At 60.6% G+C, this 19,234-nt stretch carries 18 protein-coding genes; 2 read left to right on the top strand and 16 right to left on the bottom strand.

Annotated features, from left to right (window positions below; translation table 11 throughout):
* Positions 1-599 (top strand): AraC family transcriptional regulator (locus Q0L57_RS06660; RefSeq protein WP_296739810.1); only part of this gene is annotated, 599 nt, incomplete at its 5' end.
* A gap of 512 nt (positions 600-1,111) precedes the next feature.
* Here the strand turns inward: Q0L57_RS06660 and Q0L57_RS06655 are convergent.
* From Q0L57_RS06655 to Q0L57_RS06645, 3 genes are all read right to left on the bottom strand, one after another.
* Positions 1,112-1,438: a winged helix-turn-helix domain-containing protein gene (locus tag Q0L57_RS06655; protein WP_296739808.1), complete on the bottom strand. Its 327-nt coding sequence runs from the start codon at positions 1,436-1,438 to the stop codon at positions 1,112-1,114.
* Positions 1,439-1,493: 55 nt separating this feature from the next.
* Complete coding sequence (locus Q0L57_RS06650) at positions 1,494-2,291, bottom strand: SDR family oxidoreductase (protein WP_296739807.1); 798 nt, start codon at positions 2,289-2,291, stop codon at positions 1,494-1,496.
* 686 nt (positions 2,292-2,977) lie between these two features.
* Positions 2,978-3,724 carry an IclR family transcriptional regulator gene (locus Q0L57_RS06645; protein WP_296739805.1) on the bottom strand — a complete coding sequence of 249 codons (747 nt, stop codon included), beginning with the start codon at positions 3,722-3,724 and terminating at the stop codon, positions 2,978-2,980.
* Between the two features lie 1,690 nt (positions 3,725-5,414).
* Here Q0L57_RS06645 and Q0L57_RS06640 point away from each other — a divergent pair.
* On the top strand, positions 5,415-6,395 hold the full coding sequence (locus Q0L57_RS06640) for a LysR family transcriptional regulator (protein ID WP_296739803.1): 981 nt from the start codon (positions 5,415-5,417) through the stop codon (positions 6,393-6,395).
* On the opposite strand, the gene Q0L57_RS06635 is transcribed toward Q0L57_RS06640, so the two are convergent.
* From Q0L57_RS06635 to Q0L57_RS06575, 13 genes are all read right to left on the bottom strand, one after another.
* Entirely contained in the window at positions 6,328-6,564 is a 237-nt protein-coding gene (locus Q0L57_RS06635) for a DUF2274 domain-containing protein (protein ID WP_296739801.1), read from the bottom strand. The genes Q0L57_RS06640 and Q0L57_RS06635 overlap by 68 nt on opposite strands.
* A gap of 2 nt (positions 6,565-6,566) precedes the next feature.
* Positions 6,567-7,724, bottom strand: coding sequence for a TrbI/VirB10 family protein (locus Q0L57_RS06630; RefSeq protein WP_296739798.1), 1,158 nt, complete (start codon positions 7,722-7,724; stop codon positions 6,567-6,569).
* Positions 7,721-8,704 carry a P-type conjugative transfer protein TrbG gene (gene trbG, locus Q0L57_RS06625; protein ID WP_296739796.1) on the bottom strand — a complete coding sequence of 328 codons (984 nt, stop codon included), beginning with the start codon at positions 8,702-8,704 and terminating at the stop codon, positions 7,721-7,723. Before trbG ends, Q0L57_RS06630 begins: the two co-directional genes overlap by 4 nt.
* Positions 8,701-9,390 (bottom strand): conjugal transfer protein TrbF, encoded by a 690-nt coding sequence (trbF, locus tag Q0L57_RS06620; protein WP_296739793.1) that lies wholly within the window; start codon positions 9,388-9,390, stop codon positions 8,701-8,703. Before trbF ends, trbG begins: the two co-directional genes overlap by 4 nt.
* On the bottom strand, positions 9,387-10,769 hold the full coding sequence (trbL, locus tag Q0L57_RS06615) for a P-type conjugative transfer protein TrbL (protein WP_296739791.1): 1,383 nt from the start codon (positions 10,767-10,769) through the stop codon (positions 9,387-9,389). Before trbL ends, trbF begins: the two co-directional genes overlap by 4 nt.
* Before the next feature lie 4 nt (positions 10,770-10,773).
* Entirely contained in the window at positions 10,774-11,055 is a 282-nt protein-coding gene (gene trbK-alt / locus Q0L57_RS06610) for a putative entry exclusion protein TrbK-alt (protein ID WP_296739788.1), read from the bottom strand.
* 22 nt (positions 11,056-11,077) lie between these two features.
* Entirely contained in the window at positions 11,078-11,836 is a 759-nt protein-coding gene (trbJ, locus tag Q0L57_RS06605) for a P-type conjugative transfer protein TrbJ (protein WP_296739785.1), read from the bottom strand.
* Complete coding sequence (trbE, locus tag Q0L57_RS06600; RefSeq protein WP_296739783.1) at positions 11,833-14,271, bottom strand: conjugal transfer protein TrbE; 2,439 nt, start codon at positions 14,269-14,271, stop codon at positions 11,833-11,835. The genes trbJ and trbE overlap by 4 nt, the downstream gene beginning before the upstream one ends.
* Positions 14,272-14,284: 13 nt before the next feature.
* Entirely contained in the window at positions 14,285-14,566 is a 282-nt protein-coding gene (locus Q0L57_RS06595; protein ID WP_296739780.1) for a VirB3 family type IV secretion system protein, read from the bottom strand.
* The gene (locus Q0L57_RS06590) at positions 14,566-14,898 is read right to left on the bottom strand and encodes a TrbC/VirB2 family protein (protein WP_296739777.1); all 333 of its coding nucleotides are present in this window, start codon (positions 14,896-14,898) and stop codon (positions 14,566-14,568) included. The genes Q0L57_RS06595 and Q0L57_RS06590 overlap by 1 nt, the downstream gene beginning before the upstream one ends.
* Positions 14,895-15,878, bottom strand: a complete 984-nt coding sequence (trbB, locus tag Q0L57_RS06585; RefSeq protein WP_296739776.1) for a P-type conjugative transfer ATPase TrbB — start codon at positions 15,876-15,878, stop codon at positions 14,895-14,897. The genes Q0L57_RS06590 and trbB overlap by 4 nt, the downstream gene beginning before the upstream one ends.
* A gap of 349 nt (positions 15,879-16,227) precedes the next feature.
* Positions 16,228-18,660 (bottom strand): AAA family ATPase, encoded by a 2,433-nt coding sequence (locus tag Q0L57_RS06580; protein WP_296739773.1) that lies wholly within the window; start codon positions 18,658-18,660, stop codon positions 16,228-16,230.
* A complete protein-coding gene (locus tag Q0L57_RS06575) occupies positions 18,657-19,214 on the bottom strand; it encodes a hypothetical protein (protein ID WP_296739771.1) in 558 nt (185 codons plus the stop codon). The genes Q0L57_RS06580 and Q0L57_RS06575 overlap by 4 nt, the downstream gene beginning before the upstream one ends.
* Positions 19,215-19,234: the final 20 nt, after the last annotated feature.

Raw genomic sequence — 19,234 nt, 5'->3', positions numbered from 1 at the left:
CGAGCGGAGTCCATCATCGCGTGGGATCTCTACTCGGCGCAGAGTTTCGCAGCCTTTGGATCGCCGTCGATGCCGGTCAAAACTTGCCATGCGCATCAACGGTGTTGGCCGTTTCGTCCCTGTTGAAGGAATTGATTGTCGAGGCCGCCACTATCGAAGGAAGCCGGGATGGAGACGGTTATCCCGACCGCGTTGCGACCCTCATTCTCGATCAACTGCGCAGAGCTCCATCATTGATTGCTGGGCTGCCTTGGCCCCGCGGCGGACGCCTGCTCCGTCTTTGTGAGGTCCTCTACGTTGATCCAGCGGATGCTCGCAGTTCAGACGATTGGGCGAAGACACTTGGCATGTCATCCCGCACGCTCACGCGGCAGTTCGAAGCTGAGATGGGTTCAAGTTTACGATCATGGCGAAGACGACTTCGACTATTGCGCGCGATCGAGCTTCTGAGTAGCGGTACGGGTGTCACCGAGACCGCAATGCGACTAGGCTACGGGTCCGCATCCGCCTTTGTCTTCGCGTTTCGGAGTGAGATGGGGTCAAGTCCCCACGTCTACATGCGAAAGTTGGCCGGCGTTGAATCGAAGCGTCCGCGCTGAATCCACACGTGTCACTGAGCCAAAATCACCGCGTCGAGCAGCGGCGTAATCAGCGGCGTCGGCAGCTCAGACCTTTGATGAGGTCGGTTACCAAGCGCTCGAAAAGGCAATCTGCCACCCACCATCACTCGAAGATTATGGCTGGCGTCCCCCGACGATGAACACGCGCGAGGTCTCGTCCTCGATGGTCCGGTCGGATATCCGGAAGATCCCGATAACAGCTGCTTATCAGGCGCGCCGCTCTATTTTAGTGACCATGCAGTTGTCGAGCGGCCAGACCTGGCACGACAATTGCTTTTTTGTAGCCGAGATGTTTGATGGCATCCGACACGGACTTACCCGACAGATTTTCAAAGCCGGTGGTGGCGACGAGACCATGCGCGCCGCCTCCTGCAGGAGATTAGAACCTGCTCGACTTCAGCGCGGCTGCCGACGTGGATCCAGGCGACCGTCGTCACGCAGACAATCCCGGTCGCTACAAGCAATGTCGCGAAAGCCTCGGTCTCAGGACCTCATCGGGCTCCCCATCCGTGTCCGATGCCACGCAGGGTCTGGATGGCATCCTTTTTGATCTTGGCGCGGGGAGTGTGGATATGTACTTCAACCGCGTTGCTCTCGACGTCCTCCTGCCAGCCATAGAGGCGTTCTTCAAGCTCGGCCCGGAAGCGTACCTGCCGGGAGCTTCCCATCAGAGCGGACAACATCGCGAACTCACGTCTCGACAGACCGACAGCTTCACCATCAAATGTGGCCGAAAAATCTGCAGGTGAAAGGATAATAGAGCCGTGCGTCAAGGCCGGCGCTGCTCGCCCGCCTTCCCTCCGGATGATGGCACGCAAACGCTTGCACTCCTGATCCGAAGATGAGGATACTCGTCAATGGTCGAGTTAAGCGTCAGCCGATCATGCTGTAGCCGCCAGACACCGACAGAACCTGCCCCGTGATGTAGCCCGCAACCTTTCTGGATGACAAGAACATTACCGCGCCGACGATATCCTCCGGGTGTCCGATCGTCCGCAAGGGGAGGGCCTTTGCTACCTTCTCCAGCTGATCAGGTGTGAACATGTCGGCCATGTTGGACCACATGCTCGAGCCCCCCACGTCACTTGGGTCCTTAGGTATGGTGACACCGGGACACACCACGTTGCAGCGGATACCATAACGGCCATTTTCCCGCGCCACTGTCTTCGTGAAACTGTTGACCGCCGCTTTCATACCACCGTAGACGGCCTCCCGTAGCTCACCTTGGCGGCTTGCGTCGGAGCTGATCGACACGATCGAACCAGTGTTCTTGGGGATCATGATTTCGAGCGCGGTCTTCGTGCAGTTGAGATTACCAACGAAGTTGATGTTAATGACCTTGCGCCAGAACTCGGGATCGGTCTGAGTAAAGAACATCAGTTTATCCCATCCGACATTGTTGACTAGCACGTCAACGCTTCCGAATTTATCAGTCGCGGCCTTGAACATCGCTTGAACGGACGCAAGGTCGGTGACGTCGGTCTTGACGACTTGGCATGACGCGGCCCCTTGCTCTCGCGCGAGCTTGGCGGTGTCCTCCGCCTGACCGGCATCGATGTCACCGATCGTAATGTTCGCTCCTTCAGAGGCAAAACCTAACACGATTGCGCGTCCGATATTGGAGCCACCGCCGGTGACGATTACGGATTTATTCCTCAAGCCCAAGTCCATCTATCGCCTCACAGTTCAAGCCGTCGCGGCTGTGACTAATATCTGACATCAAAGGCCTTTTTAGCTCGGATCAGTCAATTCAATTCACTGCGGAGAGGCAAAAGCACATACCTGTGTTTTTTGAGTAGAATCGGCCGAAGCTTAACTAGCAATGGCTTCTCCACTGCGCGCGAATTGGCATCTCATCGAGAGAAGCACGAAATGGCCTTGGTCGGCGTCGCGGAGAAAGGACAGCGACGATCCTTATTCGGCAGATTTCCGCTTGCGATTACCTGGGAGCGCATACCATCGACTACGGCCTCGGCGCTACGTCTGCACAAGTCTCCTCTCGAAATCATCCCATAGTGTTGGCGACCATTCGAACAATGTCTTGGCGCCGCCGCGCAGCCTCTTGAGCGATCGGCCACCATTGATGATTATGCATTTGCCATTGATGTAGCCCGAGCGATCCGACAAGAGAAACTCCTGTAGCTCCGGTTGGGACTGATCGGGATATAGGCGATCCCACGCGCCCTTACTTTAGAATAGACCCGAGCCACCGATAGGGAAAATTCCTTTCGGCCCCACTCAACGGCGAGACTTTCATTATCGCAAGCAAGCCGTCGCCAATTCACACTGAAGGCGGCTGGGCGCCGTCGCCGCGATGCGAAAACCAAAATACATATGAGTTGTGCGATACGGGAAGCCTAGTCGTGCTCCTGGGCGGTGCCGGCAAAACCTATGGCGCGAGAGGCGCGAAAAGCTGCATCTTTGGCCAGTTCGCCCCAATTTTCGCCCTCGCGGTTATATCGATCAGTTGGACCGGCGATCAGCAAGGCAGCCAGTATCGCGCCGTCGGATCCAAAGATCGGGGCGGCGACGCCAGTTGCTCCTTCGACCGCTTCGGACACACTCACACTCAGTCCAGTTTGCCTGATCGCGTTCAGCTTCTTTCGCAGTTGCTCGACCTTAGTGAGTGTACGTGCAGTTAGCGGACTAAGCTTCACCCGTCGCAGATATTGATCCCGCCACTTGTCATCTTGGAAGGCCAATAAGAGCTGACCAGCTGCGGATGTATAGAGAGGTCGCGACGTGCCGTTAGGCACCGAATAGCGCACAAGCTGCGGGCTCTCGATCACATCGGAATAGATGGCGGTTTGCGCGGCGCGATCGATGACAGCCAAAACGATGGTCTCAGGGCAGCTTCGCTGTAGTTCCATCATCAATCCACGCACGAGGGAACTAAATTTCCGTGCAGACAGAATGTTAGTCGCGAGGATGAAGCTCTCGTTCCCGAGAGTGTACCGATTGTTCGAATGGATGAGATAGTTGCCGCCGACCATGGGGCGCAACAGGGTGAGCAGGCTGCTTTTAGGCGATTTCAATCTGCTGGAAAGCTCGGCCAGAGAGAGGCCATCCGGGGACTTGGCGATGGCGTCGAATATCCCGAGCATACGCGGTAGCGCGCGAGGTCCGCTACTCGCAGCACCGACCACTATGAGGGCCTCTGCCGACGCAAGTTCCTGCGCGCGCTTGTGCGAACTTTGCTCACGCGAGCCTCTCGGTTGCAGTATACCCATCTCGGCAGAACCTCGCCGCAATAAACATCCCGATGTCGTGTACTTCTAACTGCATGCGGGAAGATCACGCGTTACGCAAGCCGAATTTCATAACGCAAAACCGGCCACACTCGCAGCGAGCCTCGCTCTTCTTAAGTTTAGCCCCGGCAATGATGATCATCGCAAGCACGTTGGACTTCCTGCTTTCCGGACGCGCTCCGACCTGGACTTGTCAAATATCCATCCACAGACCGACCTCGCCCCGGCGACCACGCCTATACCAAAAAAATCGTGACTTGGTGCGCGCCGAACTCAATGCGAATGATAAAGCGAGCCGTCTAGGATGTCCCGTCGCAGAGTTTGCATGAGGCGGTCACGATGGCAAACCAGGATATCCTTTTCAGCAACGCCTCTGCAGATTTCCAAGGAAAGACCGGCTAGTTTCCGCAAGAAACGTCTATCACGGCTTGGAAATCCCTGACAGTTCTGGGATTCTGCATCGAAGCGCGCCGATCCACCTCGCGGACCCCGCATCAGGATCGGGAATATTGCCGAACTCATTGCTTCCCCGTGAAGCATCAATACATGTCGTAAACGGCGATCAAGTGATGCCCATCGGCCTGCCGGCCTACGAGTGTATACCAGTACTTCCTGATATCATGCTGCAGATCTATTTGAAAATTGGCTTCCGCTCTTCCTTGAACGCGAGTCCTTACTCGGCGTCGCGCGGGTCGCAACACGCGCAGCACAACAAGGATGCTTGCCGAGGCAGGGTTGTGGCCGTTGAGCATGTCGTCAATTTACCGATAATCTCCTATCCACTTCGCCGCAACGACTGCTGCGTCGACCTCGCTCCTCGCCTGCCGATACAATCTCTACCAAATTCAATCGCAGGGCGGTTTCGGCTCACATTCATCTCCCATAGGGAGATAACGCATTGCGTTATCCTAGCTTGCCTGCTCGACTATATGGATTGTTACGCGCCCTCAGATCACCCGAAAAGCAGTAATCTGACTCATGGGATCGCAGATGTCCGGGTGCATGAGTTTGCTGTCGAGTGCTTGCGTTACCTTGTCGCTAATGTTGCTTTCCTTGCAGCGTAGGCTCCACGCTGATGTACGCGCGTTGGATAGTAAAGCGTAACAGATTGCGCGGGTGATCCTCCATGTACTTCTTTAATCAATCACAGAGTTGGAAGCCGTAACGGTGATTTATTCAGAATAGTTCTTAATTCCTGGTAAGAACACATACTTGTTATCTGAGCACGAGGATCGTGTTTTCATTTGAGGCCGCGTCTCGAAGAGGTCTTTTTAACGATCGTCAGCGGCATCCCAACGGCTGGACAACAATGACGCAACGGCAGCGTAGGAGAAGCGTCCGGACAAATTCGATCTTCACCCGACAATTGAAGTAACTATCGACTGCCGCCATCTCGGCGCGAGACTTCCACCTAAGCCGAAACAGCGTCCTCATAGGATACGTTGATGACTGGACAGTGGACTAAGCGTTTCATCGTCGCCGTGAAGAACGCGCGTCGCGGACAGCATGCTGTCTATCGCGGTGAACAGCCGACAGGATAACTGTAATGGAGAACGGTAGCGCGTCAGTCGAATTCCGCCAGTTACGCTATTTCATAGCGGCGGCTGAATGTGGCAGCTTTCGGAAAGCAGCTCGCACGTTGAATGTCCAGCAATCAGCGATAAGTCGCCGTATTCGCGACCTCGAGGATGAAATCGGTGCTTCACTGTTTCAACGCGGCGCGTATGGCGTGTCGTTGACCTATGCGGGCGAACGCTTCCTCCGAAAAGCAAGACAGGGACTCGAAATTATCCGTGAAGGTACTCGAACTATCGCTACAGTGGGGCGCGGCGAAGAGGGCGTTGTCAGGATCGGCATTTTTTCATCGCTTGCTTCTGGCTTTTTGTCAAAGCTAATGTGCGCGTTTGACAAGAGACACCACAATGTAACAGTTGATTTCATCCATGGTAGTCCAGCCGAGCATATCGCAGCTATTCGACAACTCAGACTTGATGTTGCGTTCATAACCGGAATGTCCATGTGGAAAGACTGTGATACGGCACACTTGTGGTCAGAGCGGGTGTTTGCGGTATTACCTGCAAGACATCCACTCGCGGAGAGAATTGAGCTCGGCTGGACCGATCTCGCGGGCGAGAGCTTTATTATTAGCGAACTTGCATCAGGCCCTATAATTCATGATTACTTGATCCAACATTTCGCTGATCTCGGCTATCATCCCGATATTCAGCTACAATATGTTGACAGGGACAGTCTGTTTGGACTTGTTGCTCTGGGTAGAGGGCTTACATTGACCAGTGAGGCTACGACCGCTGCACAGTTTCCCGGGACCGTTTACCGGCCAATCACTGGCGAGATGCTTCCGTTCAGTGCCGTCTGGTCGCCGAGGAACGACAATCCGGCGTTTCGGCGTTTCCTCAGTTTGGCGCGCTCGATGGCGTCGTCGCAGAAGTCAGGGAGTGTCAAACTCCGGTCTTCGACGATTGGAGCGAACGGCGCGCTTTCGCAAAAGCACGATCCGTCGCCATAAAGCGCGCAATCATTGGCACGATCAGTTTGACGGGCTCGACCGGTGGCTGACCGCTTTCCGCCATCAGGCGTGCATAAAGCGTCAAGTCCTCAAACACCGGCGCAGGTATCTCATGCGATACCTTCACGGGCTTGTCCTCGGGAATCGCGCCGAGTTTCAGTTTCGTCATCATCAGCCTCTATATGGTTCGAATACTAGGTCTCGCGTCACGACGATCCTGACAGGGAAGCCCGGCCGAATAGTCAGCGTCGGCGGCACATTGAGCTGACGACGGATGATCTGCTGCCCCGCGTTGTTGATGGTGTCCTGACCGCCATTGCGGATCGCGCGAAGCAATGCATTCTCGTCGTCGATGGCAAGCTCGGCTCCGACGGACAACAGCGTCGACAGGCCGGCCGCCTTGGCGAGATCCCACCAGTGATAATCGACGCCATCCTCCAGACCGGCATAGCCCTGGCCATCGGCGCCGGGCTGACGCTCCAGAACGATGGAACGGCCGTTCGGCAGAATGAGCCTGTTCCAGACGAGCAACACACGGCGCTGCCCGAACTGGACGTTGTTGTCGTATTGGCCGATCACGCGCGTGCCCTGCGGCACGAGGAGGATACGGCCGGTCGGGCTGTCGTAAATGTTCTCCGTCACCTGCGCCGTGATTTGTCCCGGCAGTTCGGAGCGAATACCGGTGATCAAAGCGGCGGAGATAACAGCACCGGCCTGGAGCACGAACGGCGACGCGGGAGCCATGACGCGATCGGATGACGTGGTGCGGCGATCAACAGCGGCGTTGAGGAAGGCGAGTTGTTTGTCCTGCGCGTTCTGCTGACCAGCTTGGCCGGTCAGATCGAGCCCGGCAAGGTTAGGCATGGTCGTACCTGCCGAAGTTGCGGCCGTGGCCGTATTGCCCGGCGCGGTCTGGAAGAAGACACGGCTGACGCGCGCGGCCTCTTCCTCGGCCCGCCGGCGTTGCTCAGCTTCATCGACCGTCGGCGTCATGATGGTCGGTGGCACGACCGGCTGGCCCTTGTTCTGCGCGTCGACGATCGGACGGCCAAGATCGCCCGGTAGCGGCGGCCCGAGGGCTGGGCCGGTATAGTCGCGCGGCAGGCCCGCGATACCATCGGCAGGTTGCCGATTGGCGGTGGAGTAAAGCTCCTGGCCGCTATTGCCGTTATCGTGCGTGTGAAGGGCATAGATCAGCGCCCCGCCGATCCCGAGGGAGCCCACGACACCGATCCCGGCGAGGACCTTGCGTGACAGGCGGGTGACGCGGGGCGGTTCGGCGCGAAGCCGCATCGGCGCAGCAGTGTTCGTTTCATTGTTCTCGCTCATGACGGCCTCCCGTCCGTGCGGACGATCCTGACGGTTTGTTGCTTGTCGCCGCCGCCAAGGCGCAGTTCGGCCGCGCCGAACAAGCGGTCGACAATCAGGATGTTGTGGTAGATGCGGCTGTTGGCGATCTGCGCCTCGCCATCCGGGCCGATGACGAAGATCGGCGGCATCTCGCCCTGCACGATGCCACGCGGGAATTCGACATAGACCTTGCGGCCATCGTCATAGACAGCGACGGGCTTCCACGGCGGATTGTCCCCGGTCAGGCCGTAGCGATAGTTGCGTGCGGCAGCGGCCGGAATGATGGGGGTTGCGGGGACGCTCGCGCGCTGCCCGGCCGGCAACTGCGGATAGGACCAGGCGACGGACGGCATGTAGGGCTTTTTGTCCGAGCGTAGCTCGAGCATGTAGGTGCGCCGGTCCGTCGTGATAACGAGATTGGTGGTGATGTCAGGCCGCGAGGGCTTTACCAGCACATGGGCGCGGCGAGTGACGCCAGACCCCGATTCCGTGTCGCCGATGATCCAGCGCGCGGTGTCGCCGGCCGCGATCCGTTCCGCGCCAGTGAGGTTCTCGCCGGGCTCCAGCGCGATGTCGCTGATCTGGCCGGGCGCGGCATAGACCTGATAGAGCGCGCCATCCGACCAGGGATAAATCTGGATGGCGTTGTAGTAGCCTTCGCGGCGAGGCTGCACGCGGGCCGCCGCATTGGCGTTCTCGATTCGCGCGGTCGGCGTGGTGGCGGCTGCGCCTCCCCTGGCGGGCGTCCAGGCCGGCGGGATATGCAGCGGCTTCGGTCGATCGTCGATGACGGATGCGGGTACAGCCGGCAACGGCGGCACATCGGCGTCATAGCCGATCTGCGGCGGCTTCTGCCCCGTGGCGCAGCCGGCGAGCACCGAACCGGACAACAGCAAAGCCGCGATTGCGGATTTACTGAAAGGCGTGTTTCCGTTTTTGCGGATGGTCGTCCGGTTCATTGGCTCATCTCCCGCGACCAGTTGACGGCGTTGACGTAAATCCCGAGCGGATTGGCCTTGAGGCGGTCCGCGTCGCGGGGCGGCTGGATGACGATTGTCAGGATCGCGGTCCAGCGCTCCGTGGCGGCAAGCTGGCCGCTCTCATAATGGCGCTCGGTCCAGGCCACCCTGAAGGAATCCGGGGATGCCCGGATCACGCTGGACACATCGACGGCGACCTGTTGCTTGCCGACTTTGGCGAAAGGATCATTGGCGCGGGCGTAGTCGTTGAGCGCTATCGCGCCCTGGTCGGTGGTCCACTCATAGGCGCGCAGCCAGTTCTGGCGGACGATGACCGGATCGGCCGGGATCGAACGGACCTGCTCGATGAAGCGCGCCAGGTGCCATGCCACCTGCGGATCGGTCGGCCGATAATCGGCCGTCGCCGGCGCAACGGCCTGCGCCTGGCCGAGTTTGTCCACCTGCACCACCCAGGGCACAACGATGCCGCGCGCCGATTGCCAGATGAGCGCCGTTGCGAAGCCAGCCGACAGGATCAGCGATCCGAAGGCCATGGTGCGCCAGTTCTTTGCCTGCACGCGCGCGGAGCCGATGCGCTCATCCCAGACCTGCGCGGCGCGCTGATAGGGCGTCTCGGGTTGCGGTGACTTGCCATAATGCGCGGCGGGCCGCTTGAAGAAGTTCATTTTTGATCGCCTTCAGAAAGGTTGACGGAAGAGCCGGAGCCGTGGCTGTCGCCGGAGCGGACCGCATGGGCGGTGGTCTGGACGCCGTGGCTGACGGACTGTCCGCGCTTCATGCGTCTCGCCCAGGCTGGCGGAGCATTCGAGGATGCGTTGGCCGCGCCGCCTGCGGAGAAGGAGGCGTCATTCGCGGCTTCCGCGCCGCCGCCCACCGTGCCCATGGTCGATGAGCCGCCTGTTGCTGCGAACGAGCCCTTCACGCCACCGGCGTAACTCGATTTGACGCTTTCGGCCGCACGCGCGGCGGCACGCTTGAGAGGTGAAACGGCGGCGGGGCCTGCCGCCTGCGCCACACCGCCTAGTCCGGAGGCCACGCCAGATGCACCGGACTGGCCGAGCGAGCCAAGCGTGTAGGCGGACGATGCGGCTCCTGCCGCGGCAGCGCCGCCACGAACGGCCGCCGCGCCACCGGAAAGCGCAGCCGCTCCACCTCGCGCAGCCAGCATGGCGCCGCCGCCGGCGGCGAACGCTGCGCCCCCCACCGCAAGGCCCGTGCCTATCGCGGCGCCCGCGCCAAGCTGAGGACCGCCGGACACGAGGCCATTGGCGATACCGGGACCGAAGATGCCGAGGCCGACGAGCGACAAGGCGGCAAGGACAATGGCCATCGCATCGTCGATGGTCGGCGTGGTCCCGCCGAAGCCCTGCGTGAACTGGCTGAACAATGTCGAGCCGATGCCGATGACGACAGCGAGCACCAGCACCTTGATGCCAGAGGAAATGACGTTGCCCAGCACGCGCTCGGCCATGAAAGCGGTCTTGCCGAACAGGCCGAAGGGGATGAGTACAAAGCCTGCGAGCGTCGACAGCTTGAACTCGATGAGCGTGACGAACAGTTGGATCGCAAGAATGAAGAAGGCGAGGATCACCAGCGCCCAGGCGAACAGCAGGCAAGCGATCTGGATCAGGTTCTCGAACACCGCGATCCAGCCCATCAGCGGGGAGATGGCCTCAAGGAGCGGCCGCGCCGCGTCGAGGCCAGTCTGCGCAACCTTGCCGGGACGGAGCAGATCCTCCACGGTGAAGCCGGTGCCACTCGCCTTGAGGCCAAGGCCGGCGAAACTGTCGAAGATGATCTTGGCGAGATTGTTCCAGTTGGAGATGAGATAGGCGAAGACGCCGACGAACAGCGTCTTCTTGACGAGCCGCGCGATGATGTCGTCGTCCGCGCCCCAGCTCCAGAACAGCGCCGCGAGCGTCACGTCGATGACGATCAGCGTGGTGGCGATGAAGCCGACTTCGCCGGACAACAGCCCGAAGCCGGAATCGATATAGCGGGTGAACACCCCGAGGAAATTGTCGATGACGCCGGAACCGCCCATGTGCTCACCGCCGATCGTTCGATGACGGCGACGCCGGCGCGTGGCCCAGGAAGCGGTCGCGGGTTTCGGCCCAGACACGCAGGCATTGCGGATCGGCGGCTGCCTGTTGCCCGATTTCCTGACACCGGAGCTGGCCCTCGCGCAGCGGATCTTGCCTGGTCTTGGGAGCGCTCGGCACTGGCAGCGCCGGCTGCTCCTCTTTCCGGGCCGACTGAATCACAGCCGCCGTGATGGCGACGGCGATGAACACGACAGCGCCAATACGCGCCAACAACTTGCCGTCCATGGCGATGCTCCCCCTCTGGCGCTCAATTGCCGCTGTTGAACATCTGCGCATTGCCGGGCGTGTAGCCGCTGCCCGGTGTCAGGAAACGACGACGCTGCTCGGTCCCCTGCGCGACAGCGGCGGCGCGTTCGGCCTCGGTCAACGCGCTCGCGCGGCCGTTGGCGGACAGAACCGCGACGAGATCGGAAAGCTGCTGCGACTGGAGCGCGAGAATCTGGTTGCCAGCCTGGGTTGCCTGCAGTGCGCCGGTTGCCGACTGGCTCTGTCCGACGAGCGTTGACATCTGCGTGCGGTTGGTATCGATATTGCCGACCACGCCCGCTTGCACGCGCATGGCGTCCTGCAATCCGCCGACGGTATTCTGCCAGCGCGAGCGAGCATCGGCGACGAGCTGCTGATCCGTCGCCAACATCGACACGCTGGCATATTTTTGCTGGAACATCTGATCGATCTTCTGGACATCGAAGGCAACGTTCTGCGCCTGGTTCAAAAGCTGCTGCGTGCGCTGGACGTTCTGCTGGATCTGCTGGAGCGACGAATACGGCAGGCTCGCCAGATTGCGGGCCTGATTGATGAGCATCTGCGCCTGATTTTGCAGGCTGGTGATCTGGTTGTTGATCTGCTGGAGGGCGCGCGCGGCGGTCAGCACGTTTTGCGCATAGTTCGAAGGATCGAACACAATGAGCGCGTGGGCGGGCGTGACGAGGACAGGCGCAAACGCGATCGGCGCGGAAAGCAATGCGACGGCGGCTTGCACCGCGCGGGAATGGCGCAGGATCATGAGGACATCTCCTTGTTGATGAGGTTGGGGATGAGGTCGACCGCCCAGTTCACATCGCGGGCGTTGAGCCATGCGGCGAGGAAGCCGTCGCGACCGTGCTCGGTGACGATCCTGGCGATCAGGGTCTGGTCGGATTTGGAGGATGCGGCGCAGAGCGCGAGGCCGACTTCGGACAGGCCCAGCTCGAACAGGCGGTTGCCCCGGCGGCTTTGGCAGTAATAATCCCGCTTCGGCGTCGCCCGCGCGAGGATTTCGATCTGGCGGTCATTAAGGCCGAAGCGGCGGTAGATCGCCGTGATCTGCGGTTCGATCGCCCTTTCGTTGGGAAGCAAGAGGCGTGTCGGGCAGCTTTCGATGATCGCGGGCGCGATAGCGGAATTGTCGATGTCGGAAAGCGACTGCGTGGCGAAAATAACGCTGGCGTTCTTCTTGCGCAGCGTCTTGAGCCATTCGCGAAGCTGGCCGGCGAATCCTTCGTCATCGAGTGCGAGCCAGCCTTCATCGATGATGAGCAGCGTCGGCCGGCCGTCGAGCCGGTCACTGATACGATGGAACAGATAGGCGAGGACGGCAGGCGCCGCGCCGGTTCCGACCAGGCCCTCGATCTCGAACGCCTGCACGTCCGAACTGCCGAGGTGCTCGGACTCGGCGTCGAGCAGCCGGCCATAGGGACCGCCGACGCAGTAAGACCGAAGGGCTTGTTTCAGGTCATTGGATTGCAGGAGCACCGCAAGCCCGGTGATCGTGCGTTCCTCCATTGGCGCGGAAGCCAGCGAAGTCAGCGCGGTCCAAAGATACTCCTTTACCTCGGGCGTGGCCGCGATGCCTTCGCGCATGAGGATGGCGACGATCCAGTCGGCTGCCCAAGCGCGCTCATAAGTGTCGTGGATGCGGGCGAGCGGCTGGAGTGACACGGACGCATCCGAGCCTTCGGTCAGACCGCCGCCGAGATCGTGCCAGTCGCCGCCCATCGCGAGCGCCGCCGCACGGATCGAGCCGCCGAAGTCGAAGGCGAAGACCTGGCTTCTTTCATAACGCCGGAATTGCAACGCCATCAGCGCCAGCAGCACCGACTTGCCGGCGCCGGTCGGGCCGACGACGAGGGTGTGGCCGACATCGCCGACATGCAGGGAAAACCGGAACGGGGTTGAGCCTTCGGTCCTGCCATAAAGCAGCGGGGGTGCGCCGAGGTGCTCGTCCCGTTCCGGCCCCGCCCACACTGCGCTCAAGGGAATCATGTGGGCGAGATTCAAGGTGCTGATCGGCGGCTGTCGGACGTTCGCGTAGGCGTGTCCCGGCAACGAGCTGAGCCAGGCATCGACCGCGTTCACCGTTTCGATCATGGCGGTGAAGTCGCGGCCCTGGATGACCTTCTCAAGCAGCCGCAGTTTCTCGTCGGCAACGCGGGGATCGGCGTCCCACACCGTGATGGTCGCGGTGACATAGGCCATGCCCGCCACGTCCGCGCCGAGTTCTTGCAGCGCCACGTCGGCGTCGGCGGCCTTGTTCGATGCGTCCGTGTCCACGAGCACGGATTGCTCGTTCGTCATCACTTCCTTCAGGATGGCGGCGATGGATTTGCGCTTGGCGAACCATTGCCGCCTAATCTTCGTCAGCAGCCTCGTCGCCTCCAGCTTGTCGAGCAGGATGGCGCGGGTCGACCATCGATAGGGGAACGGCAACCGGTTCAGTTCGTCCAACAGGCCGGGCGTCGTCGCGGTCGGGAAGCCGACGACGGTGAGGGTGCGCAGATGCTGATCGCCAAGGCGTGGCTCCAGCCCGCCCGTCAGTGGCTGGTCCGCCAGCAGTGCGTCGAGATAGATCGGCGTCTCCGGCACGCGCACGCGATGGCGCCTAGTCGAAACGGTCGAATGCAGGTAGGTCAGCGTCTCGCCGTCATCGAGCCACGCGCATTCCGGCATGAATCCGTCAAGCAGCGCGAGCACGCGGTCGGTGCGATCTGTGAAGGCGCGCAGGATTTCACGGGGATCGACGCCTGAGCGTTCGCGTCCTTCGTAAAGCCAGGTCTCGGCGCGCGCGGCTTCCTCGGCGGGCGGCAGAAACAGGAAGGTGAGGAAATAGCTCGATACAAAATGGACGCCTTCTTCCTCGAAGTCGGCCTTGCGTTCGGCATCGACGAGTGCGGAGGCTGGATCGGGAAACGTGCTGTTCGGATAGGTCGCGGCCTCGTGGCGCTGCGCCTCGACGAAGATGCTCCAGCCCGATCCGAGACGGCGGAAGGCGTTGTTGATGCGGCCGGCGACGGCAACCAGTTCGGCGGCGACCGCGGAATCCAGATCAGGGCCGCGAAAGCGTGCGCTCCGCTGGAAGGAGCCGTCTTTGTTCAGCACGACGCCTTTCGTGACGAGCGCGACCCAGGGCAGATAGTCCGCCAGACGTTGAGCATTGTGGCGATATTCGGCGAGATTCATCACGGGCGCATCTCCCTTAGACCGCCAGATGACCGGGGATGCGCAGATGGCGACGGCCGACTTCCACGAACAGCGGATCGCGCTTCGCCGCCCAGACGGCGGCGAAGTGACCGACCGCCCAGATGAGGAGTCCGACCAGCCAGAGGCGCAGGCCGAGGCCGACCGCGCCGGCGAGCGTCCCGTTCATGATGGCGATGGAGCGTGGAGCGCCGCCGAGCATGATGTGCTCGGTGAGCGCGCGATGGACCGGGACTGAAAACCCCGGCACGGCGTCGAGCTGTTCGAAGGCGACGGCCATCAGACCAGCGCTCCACCGCCGAACGAGAAGAACGACAGGAAGAAGCTCGACGCCGCAAAGGCGATCGACAGGCCGAACACGATCTGGATCAGGCGGCGGAAGCCGCCCGATGAATCGCCAAAGGCCAGCGTCAGGCCGGTGACGATGATGATGATGACGGCGATGATCTTGGAGACCGGTCCTTCGACGGAATCGAGGATCTTTTGCAGAGGCTGTTCCCACGGCATCGACGAGCCCGACGCATAGGCGGCCGGTGCCATGAGCAAGGTGACGGTCACGAAGGCGGCGGCCGTCGCGAGATGGCGACGGATGCGGGAGGCGGCATGGATCATTCTGACTCTCCGTTGTTCGAGATGGTTGCGGGGGTGATGCGGTAGTCGCCGTCCGGGCCGAGCCCGTCGACGCGGGCGAGTTCGGCCAGCCGCCGCGCGGAGCCGCGGCCGGAGAGCACGGCGACAAGATCGATGGTCTCGGCGATGAGGGCGCGCGGAACGGTGACGACGGCCTCTTGAATGAGCTGCTCGAGTCGGCGCAGCGCGCCGATGCCGGTGCCAGCGTGGATGGTGCCGATGCCGCCGGGGTGTCCGGTGCCCCATGCCTTGAGCAAGTCGAGCGCTTCAGCGCCGCGCACCTCACCGATCGGAATGCGGTCGGGGCGCAGGCGCAATGACGAGCGCACGAGATCGGAGAGCGTCGCCACGCCGTCTTTGGTGCGCATCGCCACGAGGTTCGGCGCGGCGCATTGCAGCTCGCGCGTGTCCTCGATGATGACGACGCGATCGGCGCCCTTCGCCACTTCGGCGAGCAGCGCATTGGTGAGCGTTGTCTTGCCAGTGCTTGTGCCGCCCGCGACTAGAATGTTGGCGCGGGACGCGACAGCGGCGCGCAACGTCTCCGCCTGATCGGCGCCCATGATGCCGGACGCCACATAGTCGTTGAGCGTGAACACCGCGACCGCAGGCTTGCGGATGGCGAAGGCCGGCGCTGCGACGACCGGCGGCAACAGGCCCTCGAAGCGTTCACCGGTCTCGGGCAGTTCCGCCGAGACGCGCGGCGAACGCGGATGCACCTCCGCGCCGACATGGTGCGCGACCAGGCGCACGATGCGCTCGCCATCGGCCGCCGACATCATCTCGCCCGTGTCGGCCAGACCTTCGGAGAGACGATCGATCCACAACCGACCGTCCGGGTTCAGCATCACCTCGACGACAGCGGGGTCTTCCAGAAATCGCGCAATCGCCGGCCCCAGAGCGGTGCGCAGCATGCGTGCGCCGCGTGCGATCGCCTCCGGCTTGTGGTGGTTGGAAGTCATCCCCGCCCCGTTCTCTCACGGGGCGCGCCTCACGCAGGTCCCCGGTTGGGGTTGACTAAAAGAGCCTCAAATCAGGTTCGTTCAACAAGTTTTGGTCGTAGTAGCACTGTGGCGTGCAAATACAGGAGAACGGCGGTATTGCCTTGGTCTTGGTCCGCGGAGATTCATCACCGGTGGCGTACTCTACACTCGTTGATTCGATAGCCGCGGAGATGCAAAATACTTGGCCTCCAGTGCAAGGCGCGATCAGCCCTGATTCGAGCGCTCAGCTTCGACCTCATGCCCATTGGTGCAGAGTTAACGGCCCAGCGCGGACCTTGTAATAGCCCGCATCCAACTAACAGATTAGCTAGGCAGCTACAGCGTCTTTCTGATACGGCAGGTAGCGCGGAATCACCTGCGTGTCGTCTTCGATGCCGCGACGTATTTCCAATGTAAGGAGTTTGTCCGTCTCGAAAGAAGGGCTCAGTTCGAGAGCCAGATAGTCGAACAACGGCTTCTCATGCACGGCGATGATGATCTTCCGATGCTGGTTGCGCGATATCGTTCGCAGCAGCGCTGCGAATTGAGCAATATGCAACTCGTCCATACTCTGCACTGGATCGTCGAGAACCAACCACGGCAGCCGTGAAGTAGCGACGGAGAAATGAAGCGCAAGGAACAGCGTTAGCGCTGCCGTATTGAGATTGCCGGAACTCAACATTGAGCCCGGCGTGCCGCCGGGCATTCCTTTGCGGTGATGGGTTTCTAGGGTTGCGCTGATCTCAGTCGCATCTGCCGGAATGCGAAAAGCCGGAATGAACGGCTCAGTCGGAGCCAGCCTCACAAACAGATCACGCCAAAGCATGTTCAGGGAGTTATTGAACACGTTGCGCACTGTATTGGTTCTGGCTTTCCGAGCGATATCGGAGAGTTCCTTAGCGCGCTTGCGGTCCGCGTCTGCAACCGCAAAAGCCTCGTCCAGTTTCTCGATGTCTCCATCTAGACGCGCGATATCATCGGCAACTGTATCCCGCTGCGAGCGCAGCCGGAGGACAAGCGTGCATCGATTGGTTGCGGCTTCGATCCCCCGCTGGATGCGCTGAAGGCTCTCCACGCGACCCGCGATCGCCTGCCGAAGCTCCGCAAGAAACGGTCCCAACTGGTCCGACTGGGCTATCGGCTTACCGCTGAAGGCTTCACTGATGCGCGATGCACTGCCGCGCAGCTCGTTCGAAAGTCGATCGTTCTCCCCGAAGCGACCAAGATCGCGTGAGGCGACGGCCTCGTCCGAGAGAAGCTTCGCTCCTGCAGCGACAGCATCGGAAATTCGCGCAAGAGCAACCTGACGTTCAGTCAGCGAAACAATCCTTCGGCGTGTCTGAAGCTTAACCTCATCTGAAAGAATTGCAGTGCGCAGCCGATCAAGTTGTCGCGTCGTTGTGGTAATGCGTGTCGCGGTCGCAGCCTGCTCGTTGGACAACTGACCGAGACGCGCCGCATCCGTCGTTATCCGCGCTATATGCTGTTGCACGTGGGCAGACAGCGGTTCCTTCGAGACCTCGCCGTAATCGCGACCGCACACGGGACATTCATTGTCATGGATATGCGGAAGAACGCTTGCCAATGCAGTTGCAATCTGGCTGGACGTCTGGGAGATCTCGGCAATCTGAGAGGAAATGATCTTAAGTCGGGCCTCATCCTGCGCCTGGGATTCAGCCGCTCTCTTCTGCGACGCGAGATTGTCGTCATCCTTAGATAGCAGCCCATTCAACCTCGCCAGCTCCTCCTCAAGGCGTTGATGGGCGGAGGCATAGGCAAGGTCAGGACTGGTCGACGACCAGGATGGAAGATCGGGGAAAAATTCACGCAGTGCAGCGGTGATCGCCTCCAGCTCAACGCCGGTTGCCTCGCGCCACTTGCTCGCGTTCGCGGTAGCCTGACTCGCGCGATACTCAACCTCGGCGCGTTGAAGCGAGCCGATATTTTTCGCGATACTCGACCAAGCCTTCTCGACGGACTGAAGTTCATTCAAGCGACCGCGCTCATCGAGCAATCGAGATCCAGTATCCTGTTGCCGAAGTTCGTCGCGCAATGTCTCCAATGCCTGAAGATCGGCCTTGCGGCCCGGCAAAGCGACGTCCAGTTCCTCTTGCAGAAGGGTGAGTTCACTTGTGACCTGCTGCGAAACATCAGAACGCTCTCGGACCAAGCGCGAGCGCTCAGCCTCCTTTGATTTCTTCAAGTCTTCTGCGTCCTTGTAAGCCGGAGCAAGCTTTCGTACATTGCGGACATCGCCGACAGGCTGAAGCCCATCAATGACGGCGTCGAGCTGGTCCAGCCTCAACAGGTCCTTCACGAAATGCGTGAGGGCCGACTCCTTGTTAGGATCGGCATCCTGATAAATTTTCAACAAACGGCTCAGGACCGACTGCGCCAGCATGCAACGGTTGCTGAAGAACTGCGCGTCCTCGCTATTGAGAAGCGCGGTACCATTAACCATGCCGCCTTCAACGGTTATTGTTCCCTGCTCTAGTGGAACATTGTTCCTCCCGACGAGTGAGACAGAGGCCTTCTCCTGCCCTTGATGTACAAGGAAACGCTCAAAGGCCTCGTCGTCCCGCCTCATTGCGGGAATTTCCCGAGTAAGCGCCAGTTCAAGAGCCGCCAGAATGCTGGTCTTGCCTGCGCCATTCGCGCCGTGGATCAGCACTATAGGGGCATCAAGCGGGACAGGCACCGTTCCTCGAATGCTGCGGAAATTCTGAATAACCAGACCTTCAATCGGATCGAGAACGGTCATATTAAATCCCCGTCGCTGTCCGACAGCGTCGCAATGGCCGCTTTGAGCGGCGTTTCCAAACGCTTGCGTAGGACGTCCTGGACAGCGCGCGCACCACGTGGTGCCGCGCCCACTATGAGCGCTCCCAATTCATCCGTTTGATTGCGCAAGTTGATTAGTGGATCTGCTGCTACCGCCGATGTATCAGGCACCTTCAACGGCAATAGAACTGCTAACCAGTCGCGCAAGAGGCTGTCGTCTGACGGTCCGGTAGGTGTACCGACCGGCAGAACGCGACAAACCTTCGAGATAGACTCCAGCGTCTGCTCGCCGGGAGTCGGTCCTGTGATAATGGCAGTCACGGGCCGACGCGATTGCACTGCATCAAGCGCGCGACCCAATCCGCCAATTTTCTGTCGAGCGCGCTCCTCTTTCTCAGTCACGGTGTCGATGATGACGACGAGGTCAGGTGCCTTGTCCGTGCCAACTAGCATCGCAGCAAACTCGAACGGAATACTACCCACCTTGAAGGGAGTCGGCAGGGTCTTAAACCCCGCGCCGATCAGGATGTCCACGATCTGCGCTACAGACGGGC

The organism is Mesorhizobium sp. (genome assembly GCF_024509055.1).
GTDB lineage: Bacteria > Pseudomonadota > Alphaproteobacteria > Rhizobiales > Rhizobiaceae > Mesorhizobium.
Note: the sequence above shows the minus strand (reverse complement) of the source record. Positions and strands in the feature narration are given on the sequence as shown.

Excerpts from the sequence above, each read along its gene's own strand:
- Q0L57_RS06650 (WP_296739807.1), bottom strand. The coding sequence starts at position 2,291 with ATGGACTTGGGCTTGAGGAATAAATCCGTAATCGTCACCGGCGGTGGC.
- Q0L57_RS06645 (WP_296739805.1), bottom strand. The coding sequence starts at position 3,724 with ATGCTCGGGATATTCGACGCCATCGCCAAGTCCCCGGATGGCCTCTCT.
- Q0L57_RS06640 (WP_296739803.1), top strand. The coding sequence starts at position 5,415 with ATGGAGAACGGTAGCGCGTCAGTCGAATTCCGCCAGTTACGCTATTTC.
- Q0L57_RS06635 (WP_296739801.1), bottom strand. The coding sequence starts at position 6,564 with ATGACGAAACTGAAACTCGGCGCGATTCCCGAGGACAAGCCCGTGAAG.
- Q0L57_RS06630 (WP_296739798.1), bottom strand. The coding sequence starts at position 7,724 with ATGAGCGAGAACAATGAAACGAACACTGCTGCGCCGATGCGGCTTCGC.
- trbG (WP_296739796.1), bottom strand. The coding sequence starts at position 8,704 with ATGAACCGGACGACCATCCGCAAAAACGGAAACACGCCTTTCAGTAAA.
- trbF (WP_296739793.1), bottom strand. The coding sequence starts at position 9,390 with ATGAACTTCTTCAAGCGGCCCGCCGCGCATTATGGCAAGTCACCGCAA.
- trbL (WP_296739791.1), bottom strand. The coding sequence starts at position 10,769 with ATGGGCGGTTCCGGCGTCATCGACAATTTCCTCGGGGTGTTCACCCGC.
- trbK-alt (WP_296739788.1), bottom strand. The coding sequence starts at position 11,055 with ATGGACGGCAAGTTGTTGGCGCGTATTGGCGCTGTCGTGTTCATCGCC.
- trbJ (WP_296739785.1), bottom strand. The coding sequence starts at position 11,836 with ATGATCCTGCGCCATTCCCGCGCGGTGCAAGCCGCCGTCGCATTGCTT.
- Q0L57_RS06595 (WP_296739780.1), bottom strand. The coding sequence starts at position 14,566 with ATGGCCGTCGCCTTCGAACAGCTCGACGCCGTGCCGGGGTTTTCAGTC.
- Q0L57_RS06590 (WP_296739777.1), bottom strand. The coding sequence starts at position 14,898 with ATGATCCATGCCGCCTCCCGCATCCGTCGCCATCTCGCGACGGCCGCC.
- trbB (WP_296739776.1), bottom strand. The coding sequence starts at position 15,878 with ATGACTTCCAACCACCACAAGCCGGAGGCGATCGCACGCGGCGCACGC.
- Q0L57_RS06580 (WP_296739773.1), bottom strand. The coding sequence starts at position 18,660 with ATGACCGTTCTCGATCCGATTGAAGGTCTGGTTATTCAGAATTTCCGC.